At 61.9% G+C, this 19,764-nt stretch carries 17 protein-coding genes and 1 tRNA gene; 6 read left to right on the top strand and 12 right to left on the bottom strand.

Features of this window, described 5'->3' with window-relative positions:
- Positions 1-29: 29 nt before the first annotated feature.
- The 7 genes from ACYQ00_RS11640 to ACYQ00_RS11610 form a co-directional block, all read right to left on the bottom strand.
- Positions 30-1,763 (bottom strand): sensor histidine kinase, encoded by a 1,734-nt coding sequence (locus ACYQ00_RS11640; RefSeq protein WP_460032275.1) that lies wholly within the window; start codon positions 1,761-1,763, stop codon positions 30-32.
- Positions 1,764-1,783: 20 nt separating this feature from the next.
- A complete protein-coding gene (locus tag ACYQ00_RS11635; RefSeq protein WP_460032274.1) occupies positions 1,784-3,235 on the bottom strand; it encodes a PAS domain-containing sensor histidine kinase in 1,452 nt (483 codons plus the stop codon).
- A 42-nt stretch (positions 3,236-3,277) separates the two neighbouring features.
- Positions 3,278-4,423 carry a sensor histidine kinase gene (locus tag ACYQ00_RS11630; protein WP_460032273.1) on the bottom strand — a complete coding sequence of 382 codons (1,146 nt, stop codon included), beginning with the start codon at positions 4,421-4,423 and terminating at the stop codon, positions 3,278-3,280.
- A gap of 33 nt (positions 4,424-4,456) precedes the next feature.
- Complete coding sequence (locus ACYQ00_RS11625; RefSeq protein ID WP_460032272.1) at positions 4,457-4,858, bottom strand: response regulator; 402 nt, start codon at positions 4,856-4,858, stop codon at positions 4,457-4,459.
- A complete protein-coding gene (locus tag ACYQ00_RS11620; protein ID WP_460032271.1) occupies positions 4,855-7,941 on the bottom strand; it encodes a chemotaxis protein CheB in 3,087 nt (1,028 codons plus the stop codon). The genes ACYQ00_RS11625 and ACYQ00_RS11620 overlap by 4 nt, the downstream gene beginning before the upstream one ends.
- 307 nt (positions 7,942-8,248) lie before the next feature.
- Positions 8,249-8,325: transfer RNA gene (locus tag ACYQ00_RS11615), tRNA-Met, on the bottom strand.
- A 103-nt stretch (positions 8,326-8,428) separates the two neighbouring features.
- Positions 8,429-9,226 (bottom strand): undecaprenyl-diphosphate phosphatase, encoded by a 798-nt coding sequence (locus ACYQ00_RS11610; protein WP_460032270.1) that lies wholly within the window; start codon positions 9,224-9,226, stop codon positions 8,429-8,431.
- A 221-nt stretch (positions 9,227-9,447) separates the two neighbouring features.
- Here ACYQ00_RS11610 and ACYQ00_RS11605 point away from each other — a divergent pair, with 221 nt between their 5' ends.
- The gene (locus ACYQ00_RS11605; RefSeq protein WP_460032269.1) at positions 9,448-9,717 is read left to right on the top strand and encodes a hypothetical protein; all 270 of its coding nucleotides are present in this window, start codon (positions 9,448-9,450) and stop codon (positions 9,715-9,717) included.
- Here the strand turns inward: ACYQ00_RS11605 and yihA are convergent.
- Positions 9,705-10,382, bottom strand: coding sequence for a ribosome biogenesis GTP-binding protein YihA/YsxC (yihA, locus tag ACYQ00_RS11600; protein WP_460032268.1), 678 nt, complete (start codon positions 10,380-10,382; stop codon positions 9,705-9,707). The two genes, ACYQ00_RS11605 and yihA, sit on opposite strands and share 13 nt — an antisense overlap.
- Before the next feature lie 52 nt (positions 10,383-10,434).
- Here yihA and ACYQ00_RS11595 point away from each other — a divergent pair, with 52 nt between their 5' ends.
- The 4 genes from ACYQ00_RS11595 to lolA all read left to right on the top strand — a co-directional run bounded on the left by ACYQ00_RS11595 (position 10,435) and on the right by lolA (position 15,216).
- A complete protein-coding gene (locus ACYQ00_RS11595; RefSeq protein WP_460032526.1) occupies positions 10,435-10,908 on the top strand; it encodes a type II 3-dehydroquinate dehydratase in 474 nt (157 codons plus the stop codon).
- 32 nt (positions 10,909-10,940) lie between these two features.
- Positions 10,941-11,498 carry an elongation factor P gene (gene efp / locus ACYQ00_RS11590; RefSeq protein WP_460032267.1) on the top strand — a complete coding sequence of 186 codons (558 nt, stop codon included), beginning with the start codon at positions 10,941-10,943 and terminating at the stop codon, positions 11,496-11,498.
- Between the two features lie 101 nt (positions 11,499-11,599).
- On the top strand, positions 11,600-14,473 hold the full coding sequence (locus ACYQ00_RS11585) for a DNA translocase FtsK (protein ID WP_460032266.1): 2,874 nt from the start codon (positions 11,600-11,602) through the stop codon (positions 14,471-14,473).
- A 68-nt stretch (positions 14,474-14,541) separates the two neighbouring features.
- Positions 14,542-15,216, top strand: coding sequence for an outer membrane lipoprotein periplasmic chaperone LolA (lolA, locus tag ACYQ00_RS11580; RefSeq protein ID WP_460032265.1), 675 nt, complete (start codon positions 14,542-14,544; stop codon positions 15,214-15,216).
- A gap of 108 nt (positions 15,217-15,324) precedes the next feature.
- On the opposite strand, the gene ACYQ00_RS11575 is transcribed toward lolA, so the two are convergent.
- Complete coding sequence (locus ACYQ00_RS11575; RefSeq protein ID WP_460032264.1) at positions 15,325-16,080, bottom strand: pseudouridine synthase; 756 nt, start codon at positions 16,078-16,080, stop codon at positions 15,325-15,327.
- 170 nt (positions 16,081-16,250) lie between these two features.
- Between ACYQ00_RS11575 and ACYQ00_RS11570 the strand changes: the two genes are divergently transcribed.
- Positions 16,251-16,841 carry a DUF1847 domain-containing protein gene (locus ACYQ00_RS11570; protein ID WP_460032263.1) on the top strand — a complete coding sequence of 197 codons (591 nt, stop codon included), beginning with the start codon at positions 16,251-16,253 and terminating at the stop codon, positions 16,839-16,841.
- Positions 16,842-16,911: 70 nt separating this feature from the next.
- On the opposite strand, the gene ACYQ00_RS11565 is transcribed toward ACYQ00_RS11570, so the two are convergent.
- The 3 genes from ACYQ00_RS11565 to ACYQ00_RS11555 form a co-directional block, all read right to left on the bottom strand.
- Positions 16,912-17,253 (bottom strand): STAS domain-containing protein, encoded by a 342-nt coding sequence (locus tag ACYQ00_RS11565; RefSeq protein WP_460032262.1) that lies wholly within the window; start codon positions 17,251-17,253, stop codon positions 16,912-16,914.
- Entirely contained in the window at positions 17,225-17,701 is a 477-nt protein-coding gene (locus tag ACYQ00_RS11560) for an ATP-binding protein (protein ID WP_460032261.1), read from the bottom strand. Before ACYQ00_RS11560 ends, ACYQ00_RS11565 begins: the two co-directional genes overlap by 29 nt.
- Before the next feature lie 90 nt (positions 17,702-17,791).
- On the bottom strand, positions 17,792-19,747 hold the full coding sequence (locus tag ACYQ00_RS11555; RefSeq protein WP_460032260.1) for an OPT family oligopeptide transporter: 1,956 nt from the start codon (positions 19,745-19,747) through the stop codon (positions 17,792-17,794).
- Between the last annotated feature and the right edge of the window lie 17 nt (positions 19,748-19,764).

Below are 19,764 nucleotides of genomic sequence, written 5' to 3'. Positions count from 1 at the left end.
CGCTGCGCCCGCTGCGCGCAGGCCAGCCGTTACCCGGGAAACCGCAGCCACACCGTGGTGCCATCCGTTTCCGAGGTGGTCATATCGATGCTGCCGCCGTGCGCCTCGGCAATGCGGCGGGCGGAGTACGTGCCCAGCCCGGTGCCGCCGTTTTTTCCAAAGGTCACATATTTTTCAAAAAAACGGTCGCGTATCTCCCGGGGGACGGCGCCGGCATTGTGGATGGCAATGACTATTCCCGACGAACTCTGCACCACCTGCACCCGTACCACCCCCTGAGGCGGAGAGGCCTCCAGGGCGTTCTGCATCAGGTTGAACAGCATGGTGGAAAACAGGTGCGGCATGCAGGACAACCGGGGGCCGGGAGCGGGGAGCCCGTGTTTTTCGACCACCTCCACACGCTTGCTCGGAAACATGCTGCGCAACTCTTCCCGCAAGGCCTCAATGATCGGCAGCAGTGCCGTTGGCTGGGGCGCAAAGCGGAAATCGCCCCGCTCGATGTGATACAGGTCCGTGGAGCTGTTGATCAGATCCAGCGCACGCTTGGAGGTGCTGCTGATGGTGCACCAGATTTCATGCAGATCGACCGGGGCAATGTCTGGAGCCGTCGCCAACAACGAACTGAAGCTGTGAATGGAGGCGATGGGGCCGCGCAAATCATGAAACAGAATCCGCTCCACCTCCTGCTTGAGCCGCTCAAGCCCCTTTTGTTCGGAAATGTCGTGCAGCACCAGCACCACGCCGGCGTCCTTGCGGCAGGGGTCGATGCGACGGCAGGAGAGCGCCACTGACTTGACCCCGGCGGCGGACGGATCACGGTCCAGCTCAATCGACAATGGCGATTCCTGCAGCAGCATCTGCAGCGTCAGGGCAGGGCATCCCAGCACCGGAAGCAGGGGCTTGCCGTGCAGCAGGGAGGGGTCGCAACCAAGCAGCCTGCCCATGGTATGGTTGAGATCCAGGAGGATCCCGGATTCGGAAACCAGGGCAATCCCCACGGCGTTATTATGAAACAGCGCCTCGTAATGGGCCTTGCTCCGGGCCATGTCCCGGTAGGCTGTCTTGCGGTGTTCGATTTCCTTGTGCAGCTCACCCAACGCGCGCTCCAGCTCGTTGGTGCGCTCTTCCACGGCCAGAGCCAGGGTCTGCTTGGCCTGCAACAGGGCCTCCCGGGTACGTTTGTCTTCGGTCACATCCTGTATGGCGCACAACCACTGGGGCGCGGCGAGGGCGGCATCGCGGAGCACGGTCCTGCGGCGCACTTCGAGCCGTCCCAGGAATTCGCGGCCATTGTGGGACCTGAAGGTCACGTCCCGCCGCACGGGGATGCGCTGGTCCCAGGGGGTATCGAACAGTTCCCGGAACTCGTACAAACACTCGGGACGGACGAACTGGCTCAGCCGCTGGCCGATGAGCACGTTTTTGGGCAGGGAGAAGCAGTCACAGGCAAGATTGTTCGCCTCCCGGATGACCGCCCCTTCTTCCAGCACCAGATAGGCCACGGGAGCGAGGGCGAAGAGATCGTGCAGAAAGTGCTTTGACTCCTCCATGGCGAGCCGCGCTTCATGCAGCTCCTGGTTCTGCAGCTCCAGCTCCACCTGGTGCACGGAAAGTTCATGCACCAGTTCCTCCACAGACATGGTGTCGATATTGACGTGATTCTTCAGACTGGTGCGCAACAGTTCATGGGCGAGTTTTCGCAGCAATTCATGTCTGTCGCGTGTCAGTGGAAGAGGATTGATCAGATGATTCGCTGCAGACATATAGTTATCTCGTCCCTTGGTTATTGCTCGCTGTGGTCCTGCCCGCATGCGGAAAGTGGGGCCGCAGGCAAACACACCGTGGCGCGAACGCCGCCGTTCGATTTGTTTTCCAGCAGAAGCGTTCCCCCCAGCAAGCCCGTGAGGCGCCGGGCGAGGGGCAGCCCGGTGCCGAGGCCGGCGTGGGTGCGGGTCAGGCGCATGCTCTCTTGGCCCTGCACAAAGGGTTCAAGAGCTTCCTGCAGACATTCGGGCGGCAGGCCGGGGCCATGATCTTCAATAACATAGCACCATTGCTTATCTTCGAGTTCGCACCGCAGGACCACCGGCCCTCCGGCTGCGGAACTGAACTTGATGGCGTTGCTGAGCAGGGCAAGCAACACCTGCTTGAGCCGGACCGGATCCGTCATCACGCCTGCGCAACTGGCTGGTGCAGCGTGGAGCGGGCAGGGCATGTCGTGCAGCTCCACCCCTTTGGTGGCGGCCACCGGGGCCATGCTCCGGAGCACGGCATCAAAAATTTGCTGTGGCGGCGTCGGGGTGAGGCGCACCTGCAGGGCATCGGCTTCCATGGCGGCCAGATCCAGCAGATCCTGAAACAACTCCACCAGGCCGATCACGCCGCTCTTGGCCAGGGCCACCAGCTCCCGCTCCTGCGGGGCGTGCAGCGTGCCCATCAGCAGTTCCGACAGCGACATCAACCCATGCAGCGGGGTACGCAACTCATGGCTCATGTTGTGCAAGAACGCGGTCTTGGCCCGTTGGGCAGACTGGGCCTGGGCCTTGGCCGTCTCGTACTGCCGGAGCAGCTCCTCAAGCTGTCTGTTGCGCGCCTCAAGCTCGCAGGCCCGTTGCTGGAGCTGGATATCCAGGAAGCGGTTTTCCTGACGCAAGGATTCGCGCACGGACACTGAATCGGAAATGTCCTGAAAGGTGCAGACAATTTGCTGCTGCTGCTGATCCTCCAGACGCAGGGGGGAACAGTCGAAGCGGGCGTGAAAGCGTATGCCGCCAATCCGGCGCAGAATGATTTCACAGGACTGCGGTTTGGCCTGGGAATCCAGGCTCTGGGCCAGAGTGCCCTGAAACTCGTACAGTGAGTCCGGATCCACAAACATGCTGAAGCGTTGCCCCTCCAGGTGCACCTTGTCCAACCCCAGCATGCGGGCTGCGGCGAGATTGGACCGCAGCACGAGGGCCTCCGCGTTGACCAGGAGCATGCCAATGGGCGAGGTGGAGAGCAGGGCGTCGGACAGGCGGTGGGACTGCTCAAGCGCCTGCTGGGCGTGGCGCAGCTCATCGTTCTGCATCTCCAGCTCAACCTGGTAGATGGAGAGTTCGTGCATGAGTTCGCGCACATCTCCCATCTCGGCTGGGTCCAGCTGAGGTCGCAAGGCCATTCTGGCCAGGGCGTCTTCCGCACGTTTGCGCAGCGAGAAAAAGCGGTGGGGGGTGTTTTCCGGCGGATGGCTCATGCGTCCCTCCCTGGAGGAATCCCCACCTGTGCTGCAGCAACCTTATCCGCTATGCTCGTTGGAGCCGTGGTGCGCATCTTCCCCCCCGGAAAGCGTGAAATAAAAGGTACTTCCCTGACCGGGAATTGAGTCCACCCAAAGCCGTCCGCCATGGCGGGAGACGATTTTCCGGGCAATGGACAATCCCGCGCCGCTGCCTTCGCCGTAGCGTCCGTGAGCATGCAACCTTTTGAAGAGCATGAAGATGGTGTCCTGATCCTGTTCGGGGATGCCAATGCCATCATCCCTGACATAATACACCCGGGCAGGGCCGTCCAGAGACCCAATCTCCACGCAACCGGCTGGATGGTCAGAGTATCGCAGGGCATTGCCGATGAGAATCTGCCACAATTCGGCCACGGCCATGCGGTCGCAGACAGCTTCCGGGAGGGAGTCGGGAATGTGCACCCGGGCATGGCGCGCCTCCATCAGGGCGGCCAGATTCTCCACCGCCTCCACGGCCAGCTGGCGCATGTCCGTTCGCTCTGCCATCAGGGCCGAAAGCCCTGCGCGGGAAAGGGAAAGCAGACTTTGGAGCTGGGCGTCCACCCGCCGGGAAAGCCTCAGGAGTTTATCCAGAATCGCCAGCCCATCCCCCTGGAAAGACTGACGATGCTCATCTTGTAAGATGCTCAGGTAATTGAAGATGCCCCGCAGGGGTTCCCGGAGGTGATGGGAGATGACGTACGTGAGTTCTTCCAGCTCCTGGTTGCGACACTCCAGCTCCGCCACGGTGCGCTTGAGCTGTTCCACAGCCAGGGGCAGGGGGGTGATATCCTGAATGGAAACGAAGGCCCGGGGGATGCCTGGGTCAGTCTCCTGCGGGCCGGGCAGAGAGGCGGGCGTCAGGCGGCTTATGGCCACAATGCACCAGACCTCGCGCTGTTCGGCGTGCAGCAGGCACATTTCATCCGATACGTGCTCCTGACTGCCGGCCAGCAGGGCCGCAATGCGCGGTCCTTGGGTCTGGACCTCTTCGGGGTGCAGCAGATCCACGAGTCGCAGCGCCTGCAGGGCGGCTTGCGACCTCCCCAGCAGGGCGCACAAAGGAGGATTGACGTGCAGCAGGCCGCCGGTCTCATCCAGCATGGCCATGCACACTCCGCGGTGCTGCATCAGCTCCCTGTACACGGCGTCAAAGTCACTCATGGCGTTTCCGGCGCGGGGGAGGGCAGGCGCAGATCAGGCTGCCGGCGGAACCAGTCTGGCAACCTGGTCCAGCACCTCGCGGAGGTCCAGCGGCTTGGGCAAATACACGGTAGCACCCAGGGCCAGGGCCTTTTCCTTGTAATCGCAGCGGTCCATGAGGGTGTGAATGATCACCGGCACATCGCGTGTGGAGGGCGATTGCCTGAGCTCCCGGAGCAGGGAGAAGCCGTCTTCTCCAGGCAGAAACAGATCCAGCAGAATGAGATCCGGTTGCGCCTGCGCCAACACGGCCCGACACTGGGGGCCATCGGAAGCCGTCAGGGGTGTATACCCCTTGCGGGAAAGCAACCGGGCCAGGACATCCTGAGTGGCTTCGTCATCATCCACAATCAGGACCGCAGGGCCGGCGGCCTGGGTCGAGGGGTGCGCATTCATGAGGGAGACTTCTCGGTATGGCTGCCGATTTCCAGCAGTTTGAGGACCGCCCCTTTGACCTGCCCGTTTTCGTCCAGAATCGGGTTGCCGCTGATGTTGATGAAATACTCCACGCCATCAATCAGTTGCCGAACCACAAACTTGCGCAGGGGGGCTGCGGTTTCCACAATGCTGGCCACCGGGCCGTAGTCCTGCATCAGCGGCCTGCCGTCAAGATCTGTCAGTTTAAGGCGGCCGGACTGCATGCTGGATCGCATGAGTGCCTGCTTGGGCAAATGCAGAATTTCTTCCGCGCCCTTGTTGGCATACGTGATGTTGCCATCGGCATCAACCATCAGCTGGGCGGCAGGGCTGGATTCGAGAATGGTTTCAATCAAATTGATATGGCGCTGCAGTGTCCGCTCCACTTCCTTCTGGGAGCTTACATCCACCAGGGTCATCACCACGCCGTCAATCTCATTGCGTTCGTTGATAAACGGCAGCATCCGCAGAAGAAAATGCTTGTCTTCCGTCTGAACCTGCCGCTCCGCCACTTCGCCCGTGGCCAGCACCCGGTGGGAGGCAGCCAGATGCTGGTTGATGACGGGAATGGCCAGGTCGGAAATGGGCCGGCCCACATCCTGGGGCAGAATGCTGACCGTGCGGGCCATGGAAGGGGTGAACCGCCGGATGCGCAGGTTCTTGTCCAAAAAGAGCGTGGCCAGCTCCGTGCTTTCCATCAGGTTCTTCAAATCGAGGTTGACCTTGGTCAGCTCGATGTTCTTGGCCTGGTATTCGGCATTGACCGTGTTCAGCTCTTCATTGACGGATTGCAATTCCTCGTTTGTTGACTGCAATTCCTCGTTTGCCGCCAGCAGTTCCTCGTTGGAGGCCTGCAGTTCCTCGTTGGAGGTTTGCAATTCCTCGATGGTGGCCTGCAGATTTTCCCTGGTGAACTGCACCTCTTGCTCGAGGTCCTGGATGCGCTGGGCAAACAGAGCCTCGCTTTCATCCGAAGTGAGAGGGATGGCGTGTATTTCAGCGGCAGGTTTCGTCGTTTCCGCCAGTTGGACAAGGAAATACTTGCCGCCGGTTTTGTTCACCGGCAGCCAGTCCACCTTGATGTCCACCAGACGCACATCGCCATTCTCCTTGACGCGCACTCCAGTATAATCGCAAGGTTTTTTGTCCTTGCGCACGTTGTGCAGGGCAGAAGACACCGCCAGGGAAAGCTCCCTGGGGAGCATGCTCAGCAGGTCCAGGTGGACGTTGCCCACTGGAAAATTCAAAAAAGCCTTGGGATTGCCAAATGTCTGCACCAGCTCGCGCTCTTCGTTGACGACCAACAGGGTCGAAACGAGGCGGTTGATGATTTCGTGGTAGTATTTCTCCTGCATTTCCACACGCTTGTGTGGCCACACCTCGACCTGGGCCGGGCGCGCCAGGCGTGCGGAATACTCGGGAGCCGAAATCATGGCCAGAGGGCCCTTGAGGGGGAGCACGCCCTTGCCAGTGTGCAGGTACAGCCGGTTGCGACTGTCCAGGGCCCGGAATGCATCTTCCATGTCGCCCACTGTTTCGCTGATGCCCAGGAACATGGCGCCCTTTGGGTGCAGGGAATAGTTGAAGATGGAGAGGACCCGCTTTTGCACCACAGGCTGCAGGTAAATGAGAAGATTGCGGCAGCAAATGAGGTTTACTTTGGTAAAAGGAGGATCTTTCACCAGATTCTGCAAGGCAAAAACAACCAGTTCCCGGATGTTACGTTTGACCTGATACCCGTTGGGGCGTTTTTCAAAATACCTGCTCAAAAAGGTGACATCAATATCGGCAACAATGCTTTCCGGATAGTTGCCCAGGCCGGCAATCTCCAGGGCGCTGCGATCGATATCCGTGGCAAACACCTTGATTTCCAAGGTGGAACCAAGCTCTTCCTTGCAATCCTGCAGCAGCATGGCTGCGGTGTACGCTTCTTCCCCCGTGGAGCACCCTGCCACCCAGACGCGCACGGAATCCCGGCCTTCTTCCTGGGCGTCCTGAAACAGTTTGGGCAGCACCTGTGTGCGCAGGACGGCCCAGGCATCCGCGTCTCGAAAGAATTTGGTGACGCCGATGAGCAAATCCTTGAAAAGCGCATTGATCTCATTAGGATTTTTAACGGTATAGGCAACGTAATCATCCAGGCTGTGTACCTGGACAATGCCCATGCGGCGTTCGATGCGGCGGATGACCGTGGTGGGCTTGTAATGGGTGAAGTCCACCTTGGTTTTTTTCTGCAGCAGCTGAAAAAGCCTGCCAAAGTGGTCTTCGGGGTCGTACTCCAGGGTTTCCTCGCGCACATGCGGCGGCCTGGAGACAAAGGGATGCCGGATGAAGTTCACCAGCGCGGCGGGCATCTCTTCGGGAGGCAGGATGTAGTCGGCCAGGCCCGTGTTGATGGCGCTTTTGGGCATGCCATTGAACTTTGCGGAGCCTTCGTCCTGCACGAATATCGTGCCTCCTTCCTCCTTCACGGCCCGCACGCCGCGGGTGCCATCGCTGCCAGTACCAGACAGAATCACGGCAATGGCCCGGTCTTTCTGGTCTTCAGCCAGCGAGCGCAAAAAGACATCGATGGGCAGGTTCAAGGCATGGCGTTCGGGCTGCTCGGACAAATACAGTTTGCCGCCCACAACCACCATGTTCTTCTTGGGAGGGATCAAATACACGGTGTTCGGCTCAATGGGCATGCCATCGCCTTCCACCCGCAGCACGGCCATGTCCGTGTATTTGGAAAGCAGTTCCACCATCAGGCTCTTGTAGTCCGGGGACAGGTGCTGCACGACGATGAATGCCAGCCCCGTATCGATGGGCATGCTGGCGAAAAAGCTCTGCAGCGCCTCCAGCCCGCCGGCACTGGCCCCAATGCCGACAATGTATTTGAGCCCGCCAAGACGGGAATCCTCGGCCGGCAGGGCTGCCGCCGGCTCTTTGCCCCCGGCCAGAGGGATCAGGGCGGGGATGGTCTCAGGGGCAGGGGGGATCTGGGATTGCCCCCCCTCGTCACTTTCGGCGGTAGGCGGGGAGGGTTGGGATGCCTGGGGCTGCTCGTCGTCTCGATGCATGGTGTTCACCCATCGGGAATAACCGCCGGAAATGGCGGCGCCGTTGTCGTGTGAAACCCGGCCGCAGTCTCGAGACGGCATGACGGGTCAGCAGTTTTTACCGATCTGCCAATGCGATGCCGCAATTTGATAGAAATGGCAAATTAATAGCGTGAGGGTTTTTCATGATTCCCGGAAAGGCCCCGGTACGCTCGCGTCTGACGCAGACAGGGTGCAGCCTGCCGCCCACACAAGACTGGTCTTTATCTGTTCCTTATCTGAACTCGCACAAAAAAAAGGACGCCGTTGCCGACGTCCTTGTTCTTTCTGGTAGCGAGGGAGGGACTTGAACCCCCGACACTGCGGATATGAGCCGCATGCTCTGACCACCTGAGCTACCTCGCCATCACCCGAAGCGCCGAAAACTGATGCGCCCCGCGAAGCACGTCTCTTTACGCAGAACACAGGGGCTTGGCAAGCACAATTTGTGTCCTGCTCCACATTTTTTTCACGAAGGCCAGAACAGCAGCACAATCGGCGCCAGGGCCAGGCGGTACCAGGCAAAGGGCCGCAGGGTGATGGCACCCAGCAGGGTGATAAATCCCTTCACAGCCAGCCAGGCCGACACAAAGCTGACAACAAAGCCGATGGCCAGGAACTGAAACCAGCTCGCATCCAGGATGGACCAGCTTTTATAAAGATCATACCCCGTGGCCGCGAACATGATGGGCACGGCAGCGATGAAGGAATATTGCGCCGCGGTCTTGCGGTCGGCGCCCAGAATCATGCCACCCATGATGGTTGCGGCGGCGCGGGAAAACCCCGGCCACAACGCCAGACACTGAAACAGCCCCACGCCCAGGGCCAGCATGGGCGTCAGGTCGTCCAGGGTGCGATACCGGGAGCGCCGCTGCCGGGATTCCACCCACAAAATGGCCAGAGCGCCCACGCCCAGGGCCATGGCCACGGTTTTGGGGCCAAAGAGGTGCTCCTTGATGGCTCCGTGGGCCAGCAGACCCACAATGACTGCTGGCAGACAGGTCAGGAACAGCAGCCACATTCCGCGGATGCCGCCAAAGGCCTGCCCCGCCTGCGGGACGAGCAGTCCCCAGAAGCGCTCCCGGTAAATGACCACCACGGCCAGGATGGCGCCGAGTTGAATGATGACTTCAAAGGTATCCGCCCGGGGGCCGGTGTAGCCCAGCAGATTGCCGGCCAGGATGAGATGCCCGGTGGAAGAGACGGGCAAAAACTCCGTCAGCCCTTCCACAATGCCCAGAATCAGGGCGGTGAGTGCCGTTTCCATGAGAGCTGTTCCTTGCGCACTGGCTGCGATGGGGTGAATACGTCAGGACGCCCCCTCCTAGCGCAGCAGGCAGCGTCTGACAACACATCCGCCGCCATGAACAACCATCCCGTTTCACAGGGGCAAGGCCGGGAACGGTTGCCAGGGAGGGCAAAATCGTGTAGATTTTATCGAGAGTTTTTGCAGAAGGATCGCACCCCAACACCTCCAGGCGGCACCCCATGGCCACGTTGCTTCCTCAAAGCGAACTGCTGCGTCGGGCCATTGCCCATGTTTCGGAAGCGATGGAAGGCTCGGAAGGTGCGGGAGAAGGGAGCGCAGGCGCGGCACACGGCCCGGCCCTGCGGGCCCTGGTGGAAGACGCCTGCGTGCGCTTCAACCTGAGCCCGCTGGACAGCGAGTTTCTGATGGGCTTTTTTTTGAAACGCCCCCCGGCTGCGCAGCCGGATGCGCAGATGAACAGCGGAGGAGGGGAGCCTCAGGCGGATTGAGCCACCGTCTCAGGCAGTCCGGCCGCCAGCCGCAGTTTGCGCCACAGGGCGTCGCGCCCTTGTTTGGTGACGCTGGAGAAGAAGAGCGGCCCGTTGCGATCCTCCAGGATCAAATCCGGGGCCACCTCCCGCCACTCGGCGATGCGGGCGTTGCGGTCCTTTTGAGAGCATTTGTCCGCCTTGGTGCAGACCAGCAGCCAGGGCAGGCCGGAGCCGCGGCAAAAGTCCACCAGCTCCACATCCAGCTTCTGGGGCGGATGGCGGCCATCCACCAGGATGACCAATGTGCGGGGCCGGCGCGCGCCGCTCAGGTAGGCTTCCATGAGCGCGGCCCACTTGTCCCGCTCGGTTTTGGAGCGGCGGGCGTAGCCGTACCCCGGCAGGTCTACCAGATGAAAGCCTGTCCCCTCGCCGGGAAAGCGGACGCGGAAAAAGTTCACGCTCTGGGTCTTGCCCGGCGTGGCTGAGGTGCGGGCCAGATTTTTACGATTGCCCAGGCTGTTCAGGCAGGAGGATTTGCCCACGTTGGAGCGGCCCGCCAGGGCCACCTGCGGCAGCTCCCAGTCGATTTCCGCATTGGTGAGCTGGCCCAGGGTGTACACCGTGGCCGCCAGTTCCAGTTGCGGCAGAATGGGGGCCGGCTTGGACGATGCAGACGATGGCAAGGTGGAATTTGCGTTCATCCCCACGAACTACGACATCATGGCGACGGTGACAATGCCCAACGCAGCGCAGTATACCTTTCTGGTCATGAACGGTCCCAATCTCGGGCACCTCGGCAAGCGCCAGCCGGAGATCTACGGCCATCAGTCCATGGAAGATCTCCCGGAGCTGGCCCGGCAGGTGATGGGCCCGGCCTTTGACAACATCGCCCTGCAATTCTATCAGTCCAACTGCGAAGGGGCCCTGATCAACCGCCTGGAAAAGGCCTGGAAAACCGGCGTGCACGGCGTGGCCCTGAATGCCGGGGCCTACACGCACACCAGTCTGGCTCTGGCAGATTGCCTGGCATGGATCAAGCTGCCCACGGTGGAGGTGCATCTTTCCAACATCTGGGCCCGGCCGGAACCCATCCGGCATCAGAGTTTCATCGGCACAAAGGTCATCGGAGTGATTGCAGGCTTCGGCCTCTTGAGCTATGCCCTCGCCCTCCAGGCCCTCTACCAGCACCTTCATCACCCTTCCGCCTGACCCGTTCAGGACAGGCTCCACGAGGAGAGTTCATGTATTCGACCACGGACTTCAAGCGCGGCCTCAAGATCGAAATCGATAATATTCCTTTTGAAATCATCGAGTTCGAACACTTCAAGCCCGGCAAGGGCGGGGCCATGGTCCGCACCAAGCTGCGCAACCTGCTCAACGGCCGCGTGGTGGACAACACCTTCCGCTCCGGCGAAAAAGTGGGCAAGGCCGATACCGAAACCCGCACCCTGCAGTTTCTCTACAAAGATGGCGACGGCTTCGCCTTCATGGACCTGACGGACTACGAACAGTCCCACGTCACCGACGAGCAGACCGGCGGCAAGGGCGGCTACCTCAAGGAAGGCCAGGAAGTGAAGGTCCTGATGTACAAGGGCCAGCCCATCGACATCGACATGCCGGCCTCCGTGGTCCTGCAGGTAGTGGAGACCGAACCGGGCGTGAAGGGCGATACCGTGAGCAACACCACCAAGCCCGCCACCCTGGAGACCGGCCTGCAGGTGCAGGTGCCGCTGTTTGTGAACCAGGGCGACCGCATCAAGGTGGACACCCGCTCCGGCGGCTACCTGGGCCGCGAATAACCGTCTGAGATCGTGCGTTCATGCCGCTGACTCAGTTGAACCGGTTGTCCATGTCCGTCTCATCGTCCTCATTCAGGAGTTCCAAAGCACTTCGGCGAGAAGTGCTGGGACTGGTCTGGCTGCTCCTGGCCTGCGTGCTGCTTCTGGCTGTGAGCACTTACAGCGCCCAGGATCCGACCTTCAATCAGGCCGTGGCGGACGATCATGTCATCCAGAACGGCGCCGGCAAGCTGGGGTCCTACCTTGCCGGCGCCCTGCATGACCTGTTTGGCGCGGGCTCGTTTTTTCTACCCGTGATCCTGCTCATTGTCGGGCTCAGGCAGTTCCTGCACCAGCTGGCCATGCCCTGGTGGCGCTGGCTGGGGCTTGGCCTCCTTGCCTCCACGGTAATGGCCGTTGGCGGCGGGGGGGACTGGGGCCTGCGGCACATGGGCCTGGGCGACATGACCGGCGGCGGTGTGTTTGGCCGGCTGTTCATGCGCTGGAGCGAGCTGCTGCTGACCCCCGTGGGCGCGAGCATCCTCTGGACGCTGGTCTTTCTGGCCTCTTTGCAGCTCCTGGCCGGTGAAAGCTTCTGGCACATGATCCCCAGACTGCACAGCTGGGGGCAGGACCAGTGGGAAAAGCACCTGGAGCGCATGCTGCGCCGCGAGGAGCGCCGGCGCCGGATGGAAGAGGGCGCGGGTTCGGCCGAACGTCAGGAGTTTTTGTTCGAGACGCTCCCTAGCCTGGGGCCGGTACAGGATTCTTGGGCTGGCCCGGAATCGGGCCCGGGAGTGGACGCCATGCCGTACCCCACGCTGCCACCGCCTCCGCCACCTCCACCGCCGGGATTCGCCGTTGCGCAGTCCCTGTCGGATGCGCCCTTTGATATCGCGGCTGTATCGGCAGAAGACTTTCTGCTGGAGGCCGATCCTGTCCTGCAGGCCACACCGGTGTACCAGCCAGATGCCGGCAACGAGCCTTCGCGCAATATCATGGACATGATTTGCGAAGAGGACGAGACCTTTGCCGATCCCATCCCGGACCGCGAATCCCTGGCCATGCTCCCGGCGAATTTCTCCAGCATCAAGGAGAAGTTCCGCCAAGTTCTTGGGGAAAACGAGCAGCACGCAGGCGCGCGGCAAGAGGAAATCGAGGATCTGGACAGTGACCGGCCAGATGCGGCGGCCGTGACGATGCAGGCTGTCACCGTGCCCACCCAACCTGTCCGACCTGTCCAGCCCCTGCAACCTGCCCAACCCGTCCAACCTGTTCGCCCCGTCCAGCCCGTCCAGATCACCCGGCCCGTGCCGCCTCCAGTCATGCAGGTGCCCGTCGCGCCGGCTCCTCAGCCCCAGGCTGCTCCCCAGGCTGCCGCTCCCGCCCCTGCCGTCCAGCCGCAGGCGCAAGTGGATGCCGCAGAGGACATGGCAGACACCTATTCCATGGAAGAAGTGGCCGTGTATGACCGCGACCTGACCCTGGAAGAGGAACTGGCCGGCCCGCAGACCCGGCAGGCCGAGGTGGCGCCGGTGCACGAGACCGTGCTCGCCCGCTCCTCCCTGCCGCCCATGCAGCTCCTGGCCCCGGTGCCGGCCCAGGCCCATGTGGTGGACCCCGATGAACTGGCCGATCAGGCCACGCGCCTGACCACCTGTCTGGCGGACTTCAATGTCCAGGGCGACGTGCACCACGTCACCCCCGGTCCCGTGGTGACCATGTTCGAGTACAAGCCGGCCCCGGGCATCAAGATCAGCCGAATCGCCAATCTTTCAGATGACCTGGCCCTGGCCCTCAAAGCCATGGCCGTGCGCATTGAGGCTCCCATCCCCGGCAAGGACATGGTTGGCGTGGAGATTCCGAGCAAGGTCCGGGAAACGGTCTTTTTCCGCGAAATTCTGGAAAGCGAGACCTTTGCCCAGGCCGATTCCCTGCTGACCCTCGCCCTGGGCAAGGATATTGCCGGCGCATCCGCCGTGGCCGATCTGGCCAAGATGCCCCATCTGCTCGTGGCCGGGGCCACGGGTGCGGGCAAGAGTGTCTGCCTGAACTCCATCCTGCTCTCCATCCTCTACAAGGCCCGGCCGGATCAGGTGCGCATGCTGCTCATCGACCCCAAGCGCATCGAACTGGCCGTCTACGCCGACCTGCCCCACCTGGTGCATCCCGTGGTCACGGAAATGGCCCTGGCCAAGAACGCCCTGGACTGGGCCGTGCACGAGATGGACCAGCGCTATCAGGCCATGGCCCGCGTGGGCGCGCGCAATATCCAGGGCTACAACGAAAAACTCGCCGCCCGCCGTGCCGATGGCACCGCCCCGGACGATTGGGCCGACCTGGACCACATGCCCTACCTGCTGCTGGTCATCGACGAGCTGGCCGACCTCATGCTCACCGCAGCCAAGGAAGTGGAAACCAGCGTCGTCCGGCTGGCCCAGCTGGCCCGCGCCGCAGGCATCCACATGATTCTGGCCACCCAGCGGCCCAGTGTGGACGTGGTCACCGGCCTGATCAAGGCCAACTTCCCCTGCCGCATCTCCTTCCAGGTCACCTCCAAGCACGATTCGCGCACCATTCTCGATGCCGTGGGCGCAGAACGCTTGCTGGGCAAGGGCGACATGCTGTACAAGCCATCCGGCGGCAAGGTGAAGCGCCTGCACGGCTGTTTTGTCAGCGATGACGACGTCAGCCGCGTGGTGGAGTTCTGGAAACGCCAGCAACCGCCCAGCTACCAGCTGGACTTCAGCGAATGGGGCGAAAACGGCGGTGAGGAAGACGGCCTCTCCGGCGGCCCAGGAGATCTGGACACGGATCCCAAGTATCAGGAAGCCAAGGAATTTGTCCTCAGTCAGGGCAAGGCGTCCATCTCCCTCATCCAGCGGCGGTTCCGCATCGGCTTCAACCGCGCGGCCCGCTACGTGGAACAGATGGAAATGGACGGCATCGTGGGCCCGGCGGACGGCGCCAAGCCGCGACCGGTGCTCAAGGGATAGAAACCATCCCCATAACCCTCTCGACAACAGGATGCCTCACCACGGACACCCGTCCATCGAGGAAGACCATGCAAAAACTGCTCATCGCCTGCGTGCTCGTTGCCGGCCTCGTCCTGACCATGGGTTTTTCCATGCAAAGCGCGGCCAGCTCGCCGGAAACCAACGCCCTGCTGGACGCCATCCAGAAACAATATGAAAAGATGACCACCTTCCGGGCGCACTTCACCCAGGTGCTGACCAACTCCGCCAGCCGGGAGACCGAACGCCGCACCGGGCGCGTGGCCATGAAAAAGCCCGGCCTGATCCGCTGGGAAACCCTGGAGCCCGAGCGCGAGCTCCTCGTGGCCACCAAGGACGTGGTCTGGGACTACTTCGAATCCGAAAAAACCGCCTACAAGTACAAAGCGTCCGAAGTGCTGGACTCCAAGACCATGCTCCACTTCCTGGCCGGCAACACCCGCCTGGACAAGGACTTTGAAGTCACCAACGCCGGCCGCGAAGACGGGCTGACCCGCCTGGACCTCACCCCCCGCGAGCCCGAACCCGGTCTGGTCCAGGCCTCTGTCTGGGCCGACCCAACCACCGGCCTGATCCAGCGCATCAGCATGATTGACTTCTATGGCAACGAAAACGCCGTGGCCTTTACCGACATCTCCCTCAACCCGCCCCTGGACGAGGGCCTCTTCACCTTCACCCCCCCCACCGGCGTGGAAGTGTTCGATAATACGGAGTCCGGACTGTAGAAAAAGACCATCGGGGGGAAGCCTTTCTGGAGAAAGGGTTCCCCCCGTACCCATTTCACGGGGGCGTTGCGAATGAAGCAGCGCCCCCGTTTGTGTTTTCTCCCAGCCTCATTCTCCCCGCAAGCCTTCCACTTCGGCTGCCGTCAGGCGCCGCCAGCTGCCTTTGGGCAGTTCGCCCAGGGGCAGGGAGCCGATGGAGACGCGGGTCAGGCGCAGGATGGTCAGGTCCAGGGCCTCGCACATGCGGCGGATCTGGCGGTTCACGCCCTGGTGCAGGACGAGCTCCAGGAGGGTCTTGCCGTCCTTGATGCCCAGGATGCGCGTTGGCACGGGCTGCAGGCGGACGGGCTGGGGCTCGCGCGGTGTGGGCGGCAGGGTCATGCCCTCGCGCATGGCCTTGAGGGCCTCGCTGGGCACGTCGCCCCGGAGCAGCACTTCGTAGCGCTTGGGCACGTGATGGCGCGGGTGCATGAGGTGGTTGGCCAGATCGCCATCGTCGGTGAGCAGGATCAGGCCTTCGGAAAAATAATCAAGCCGCCCGATGGGGTAGAGCCGGGTATTGGCGCGCAGGTCAGCTGGCAGCAGGTCGAGCACCGTGCGCCGGCCCTGGGGGTCCTTGGCGGTGGAGACCACTTCCACGGGCTTGTGCAGGGCAATGGTGGTGTGGCCGGCGGAGGGGTCGACCGGGACACGGATGGGCCGTCCCTGGACCTCGATGTGGTCCCTGGCAGTGACCTGCAGGCCGGGTGAGTCGACAACCTCGCCATTCACACGCACCTGGCCGCCAAAGATGAGCTCATCCGCCCCGCGGCGTGAGGCCACGCCGGCCCGGGCCAGGGCTTTGTTCAGTCGCAATGCTTCCATAAGAACATCCTGCCGGGGCGTGACGGTGGTGTCAAGAACATGTGCGCGGGGACAATTCACCCTTATCAGGAGGGGTGATTTTTGGGGAGAAATGGCGTACGCAGATCCCAAGGCCAGGGAGTTCACCCCATCCCGACGTATCCCGGATGGGGACTCATGGGAGCGATGCGATGAAATGCGCCACGTGCGACGAAAAGAAGTGCTATGCCGGCAAGGTCTGCCATCCCATTCGTGAAGAGATACGGGAGTATTACGAGGAACACCCCGAGCTGCTCAAACTCCTGCAGGTGTCTTCCAGCATTGAGTCAGATTTTTACATGAAGATGTGCCGGGTGGAAGAGACGCTGGAATTCGCCCGGCGTATGGAATTCTCGCTCCTTGGCGTGGCCTTTTGCGTGGGCTTTGCCAACGAGGCCAGACGGTTTGCGGAAATTGCCACCCAGAAGGGCTTCAAGGTCAGCTCGGCCTGCTGCAAGGTGTGCGGCATCGACAAGGATATCCTGGGCGTGAAGAAGCTCTACGGCCCTGAGCGCGAGGTGGAGGCCATCTGCAACCCGGTGGGGCAGGCCGAAATCTTCAATCGCGATGGCACCCAGCTCAACGTCGTCCTGGGGTTGTGCGTGGGGCATGATGCGCTCTTTACCATGCACAGCAAGGCCCCGGCCACCACACTGGTGGTCAAGGACCGCGTGCTCGGCCACAACCCCGTGGCCGCCTTGTACAGCAATTATTACCGCCGCCGGCTGGATGGAGAAATCTGACGGCACAGGCGAGGAACGCGTGCGGGAGCCGCGGGGTTTCCCCATTGCTCCCGCACGCATGCAAGGCCACTCAGGCTGAGGGTGCTTCCTGCAGCAGCTCGCTGGCGTCCCCGCAGAGGGTGAAGAGCTTGTCGTAGCCTGAGATTTCAAACACTTCCAGAATATAGTCCTTCAACCCGCACACGGCCACCAGCCCCTCGGACTTTTTGAGGCGTTGGTAGGCCATCACCAGCACGCGCAGGCCGGAACTGTTGATGTAGTCCAGTTCGGCAAAGTCAAAGATCACCTTGGTCTTGCCTTCTTCCAGGGCCTTCAGCACGTATTGTTCCAACCCCTGGGTGTCTTCGGTGTCCAGGCGGCCGGTCACGGTGAGGATGGCCGCGTCACCGAGCTGGCGCGTTGTCACACTCATGGGTCTTCTCTCCCTTCTGACAATGATGGATGCGCTTGCGCAAAGTCAGCACATTTTTGTTGTGGCGGCGCTCATAGCTGATGTTGTCCATGAGCCGTCGCACCAGCAGAATTCCCAGCCCGCCCACGGGCTTGGCCCTGGCTTCGGGGGGCAGGGAGGTGTCCGGCAGAGGGGCCTCCAGGATGTTGAACGGCAGGGCGTCGTCTTCCACGGTCAGGACAATCTGGTCGCCTTCCTGGCCCAGGGTAATGCAGACGTGGTGCCTGTCCTGATCCAGGTAGCCGTAGGCGGCAATATTGGTCAGCAGTTCGTCAAGCACCAGGGAAAGGTGGTACAGGCTGCGCGGCGGCAGGTCGCAACGCTGGCCGAACTCCTCCACCACCTGCGCATGGCGGGAGAACAGGCAGCGCCCCTTGGCGCATTCGACGGCCAGTTCTTTGGCGTGCACGGGAACCTCCACGAAATGGCGCGCGACTGGTGCGGCCGCGGGCGCCGAAAACCACCCATGACGGAATACCTGCCACCTGCAGGGCGGCGATCAATACGCCAGGCGCCCCAAGGACTTGAGAATCAGCGAACAGCCCATGGCGAACATCCCCATGAGCCCCATGCCGCAGGAAAAACCGGCCAGGAGCACCGGCGCGTACTGCCGCCAGTTGGCGCCGTACTTTTTCTCGAACAAAAACCTTCCGAACAGCGCGCCCAGCACTTCCAGGATCATGCCGTGCGGCGTGCTCTGGCCCAGGCCGCGAACCACGCCGTATATCAGGAGTACCGGCAGGCCGAAAACCTGCAGCAGCGCATACGTGGCCACGCCGAAGACCAGCCCGGAGCCCAGATATTCACCTCGCAGGGCCTCGAAAAAGAGCGAGTCACCCTCAAGGGTGGAAGTCTGGAGCAAAAAGCCGTTCAGGGCCTGCAGGTGCCACATCTCCTGGGCATATGGATAACTCGCCGAGGGGATCGGCGCAAGCTGCCACAGGAACTGCGAGAACACGAGCGAGGCGATCATCACCACCGGGAAGACCACGATTTCGGCCTTGATGATGCCGCGCAGGGAGGTGCCCGTGAGTTCGATTTGTCTAAAGCCGACAGTTGCTTCCCCGTAATTATGGAAGGGGATGGGCGCGTACCAGATGTCGATGCCACTGTAGCCGAAATAGCGCGCCCCGGCGATAAAGCTGGCTTCCCGGACCATGGGCAGGCTGACGAACTGCCCGGCCACACCTTCCATCCGCGCGGAAACATAGGAGATGATCGGCGTGTACACAAAGCCGTAGGCCAGAAAGAACACCCAGGGAAATTCCGGCACCAGCCAGGCGCAGGCCGCCACATAGGCCAGGGTGGAGGCAACGTAGATGCCCAGGGAAGTCCAGATGCCAATATCCCCGCGCTCCACGTTTTTTTTGAGGAGCAGGGAAAAATCCAGCCCATGCCCGCGGCGGCGCAGGCTCTTGAACACGTGCCAGAAGCCGATCAAGGCAATGGCCAGCCCAAGGCCGATGCCAAAGCTCATGTAAAAGTCGAAGTTGTTGGCAAACACGGTCTCCACCGTGGCCATGCCCGGGTGCCAGCGGTGCAGGATGCCATAGGCATGCAGGACGGGGTTGGCCACGATGGTGATGATGAGCCCGATGAGCCCGCCAATCACCGCCCAGAACGGCAGGACCATGCCCACGAAGAAGAGCCCCATGTCCAGCTGCAGGCCCATGGCCACGGCGGGCAGGGCGTCCTCGGTGTATTGCGTCAGTTCGATCCAGGGGATGGGGATCAGATGCACGGGTTCGGTGAAAAACAGGCCCGTGAGCGCCGGAAAAAGCACATAGAGCCCGCCAAACGCCAGGCCGATGACCCCGCCCACGGAAAAGACGCGCCATTTCCAGCCGGTCTTGCGGTCTTCGGTGCTTTCAGCCAGGGCCATGGTGCCCAGCGCACCCACGGGAGCCATGGGGAAGGGCAGTTTCTCCACATCACTGGTCAGGCGGTAGAGCGCGTAGCCCAGGCCAAAGTGGTCGATGCGCTGGATCAGCTGCGAGCCGATGAGCAGCAGGATGGGCATGAGCCAGTCGCGGTGAAAGAAGGTCCGCTCCAGCAGGGAGGAGGAGCCGGGCGGGGGGGTGACCCAGGTGGGAATGTACTCCACCAGCCCGAGCATCTTGGCAGCGTCGGACTGGACAAGGTACTGGTTCCAGAGCAGGCCGGAGAAGGGCGAGGCCAGGGCCGCGCCGGCCATGTAATAAAGCAGGAAGATTTCCTGCTGCTTGAGTTCGGTGTAGGAGCGTTTGGCCACCTCGGCAAAGAGGATGATGGTGACCCACCGCGCTGCAGGACCAATGCCCGAGCCGATGACCAGCTGCAGGTACATGGAGCCGGGCATCATCAGGAAGCCGATGAACACGGCGCCGACGATGGTCTTCCAGTCGAAGCCTTCCTCAAACCGCGTGGGCGCGGGGAGGAGGTCCCGATATTCTTGCAGTTCCTTGTCGTCGTACATGCGGTGCGTCCCGTGTG

The sequence above is a fragment of the Megalodesulfovibrio paquesii genome (assembly GCF_054653055.1).
Note: the sequence above shows the minus strand (reverse complement) of the source record. Positions and strands in the feature narration are given on the sequence as shown.

Excerpts from the sequence above, each read along its gene's own strand:
- ACYQ00_RS11595 (WP_460032526.1), top strand. The coding sequence starts at position 10,435 with ATGCCCAACGCAGCGCAGTATACCTTTCTGGTCATGAACGGTCCCAAT.
- ACYQ00_RS11605 (WP_460032269.1), top strand. The coding sequence starts at position 9,448 with ATGGCCACGTTGCTTCCTCAAAGCGAACTGCTGCGTCGGGCCATTGCC.
- ACYQ00_RS11620 (WP_460032271.1), bottom strand. The coding sequence starts at position 7,941 with ATGCATCGAGACGACGAGCAGCCCCAGGCATCCCAACCCTCCCCGCCT.
- ACYQ00_RS11640 (WP_460032275.1), bottom strand. The coding sequence starts at position 1,763 with ATGTCTGCAGCGAATCATCTGATCAATCCTCTTCCACTGACACGCGAC.
- lolA (WP_460032265.1), top strand. The coding sequence starts at position 14,542 with ATGCAAAAACTGCTCATCGCCTGCGTGCTCGTTGCCGGCCTCGTCCTG.
- ACYQ00_RS11610 (WP_460032270.1), bottom strand. The coding sequence starts at position 9,226 with ATGGAAACGGCACTCACCGCCCTGATTCTGGGCATTGTGGAAGGGCTG.
- ACYQ00_RS11565 (WP_460032262.1), bottom strand. The coding sequence starts at position 17,253 with ATGAGTGTGACAACGCGCCAGCTCGGTGACGCGGCCATCCTCACCGTG.
- ACYQ00_RS11625 (WP_460032272.1), bottom strand. The coding sequence starts at position 4,858 with ATGAATGCGCACCCCTCGACCCAGGCCGCCGGCCCTGCGGTCCTGATT.
- ACYQ00_RS11630 (WP_460032273.1), bottom strand. The coding sequence starts at position 4,423 with ATGAGTGACTTTGACGCCGTGTACAGGGAGCTGATGCAGCACCGCGGA.
- ACYQ00_RS11555 (WP_460032260.1), bottom strand. The coding sequence starts at position 19,747 with ATGTACGACGACAAGGAACTGCAAGAATATCGGGACCTCCTCCCCGCG.
- ACYQ00_RS11575 (WP_460032264.1), bottom strand. The coding sequence starts at position 16,080 with ATGGAAGCATTGCGACTGAACAAAGCCCTGGCCCGGGCCGGCGTGGCC.
- ACYQ00_RS11570 (WP_460032263.1), top strand. The coding sequence starts at position 16,251 with ATGAAATGCGCCACGTGCGACGAAAAGAAGTGCTATGCCGGCAAGGTC.
- ACYQ00_RS11635 (WP_460032274.1), bottom strand. The coding sequence starts at position 3,235 with ATGAGCCATCCGCCGGAAAACACCCCCCACCGCTTTTTCTCGCTGCGC.
- efp (WP_460032267.1), top strand. The coding sequence starts at position 10,941 with ATGTATTCGACCACGGACTTCAAGCGCGGCCTCAAGATCGAAATCGAT.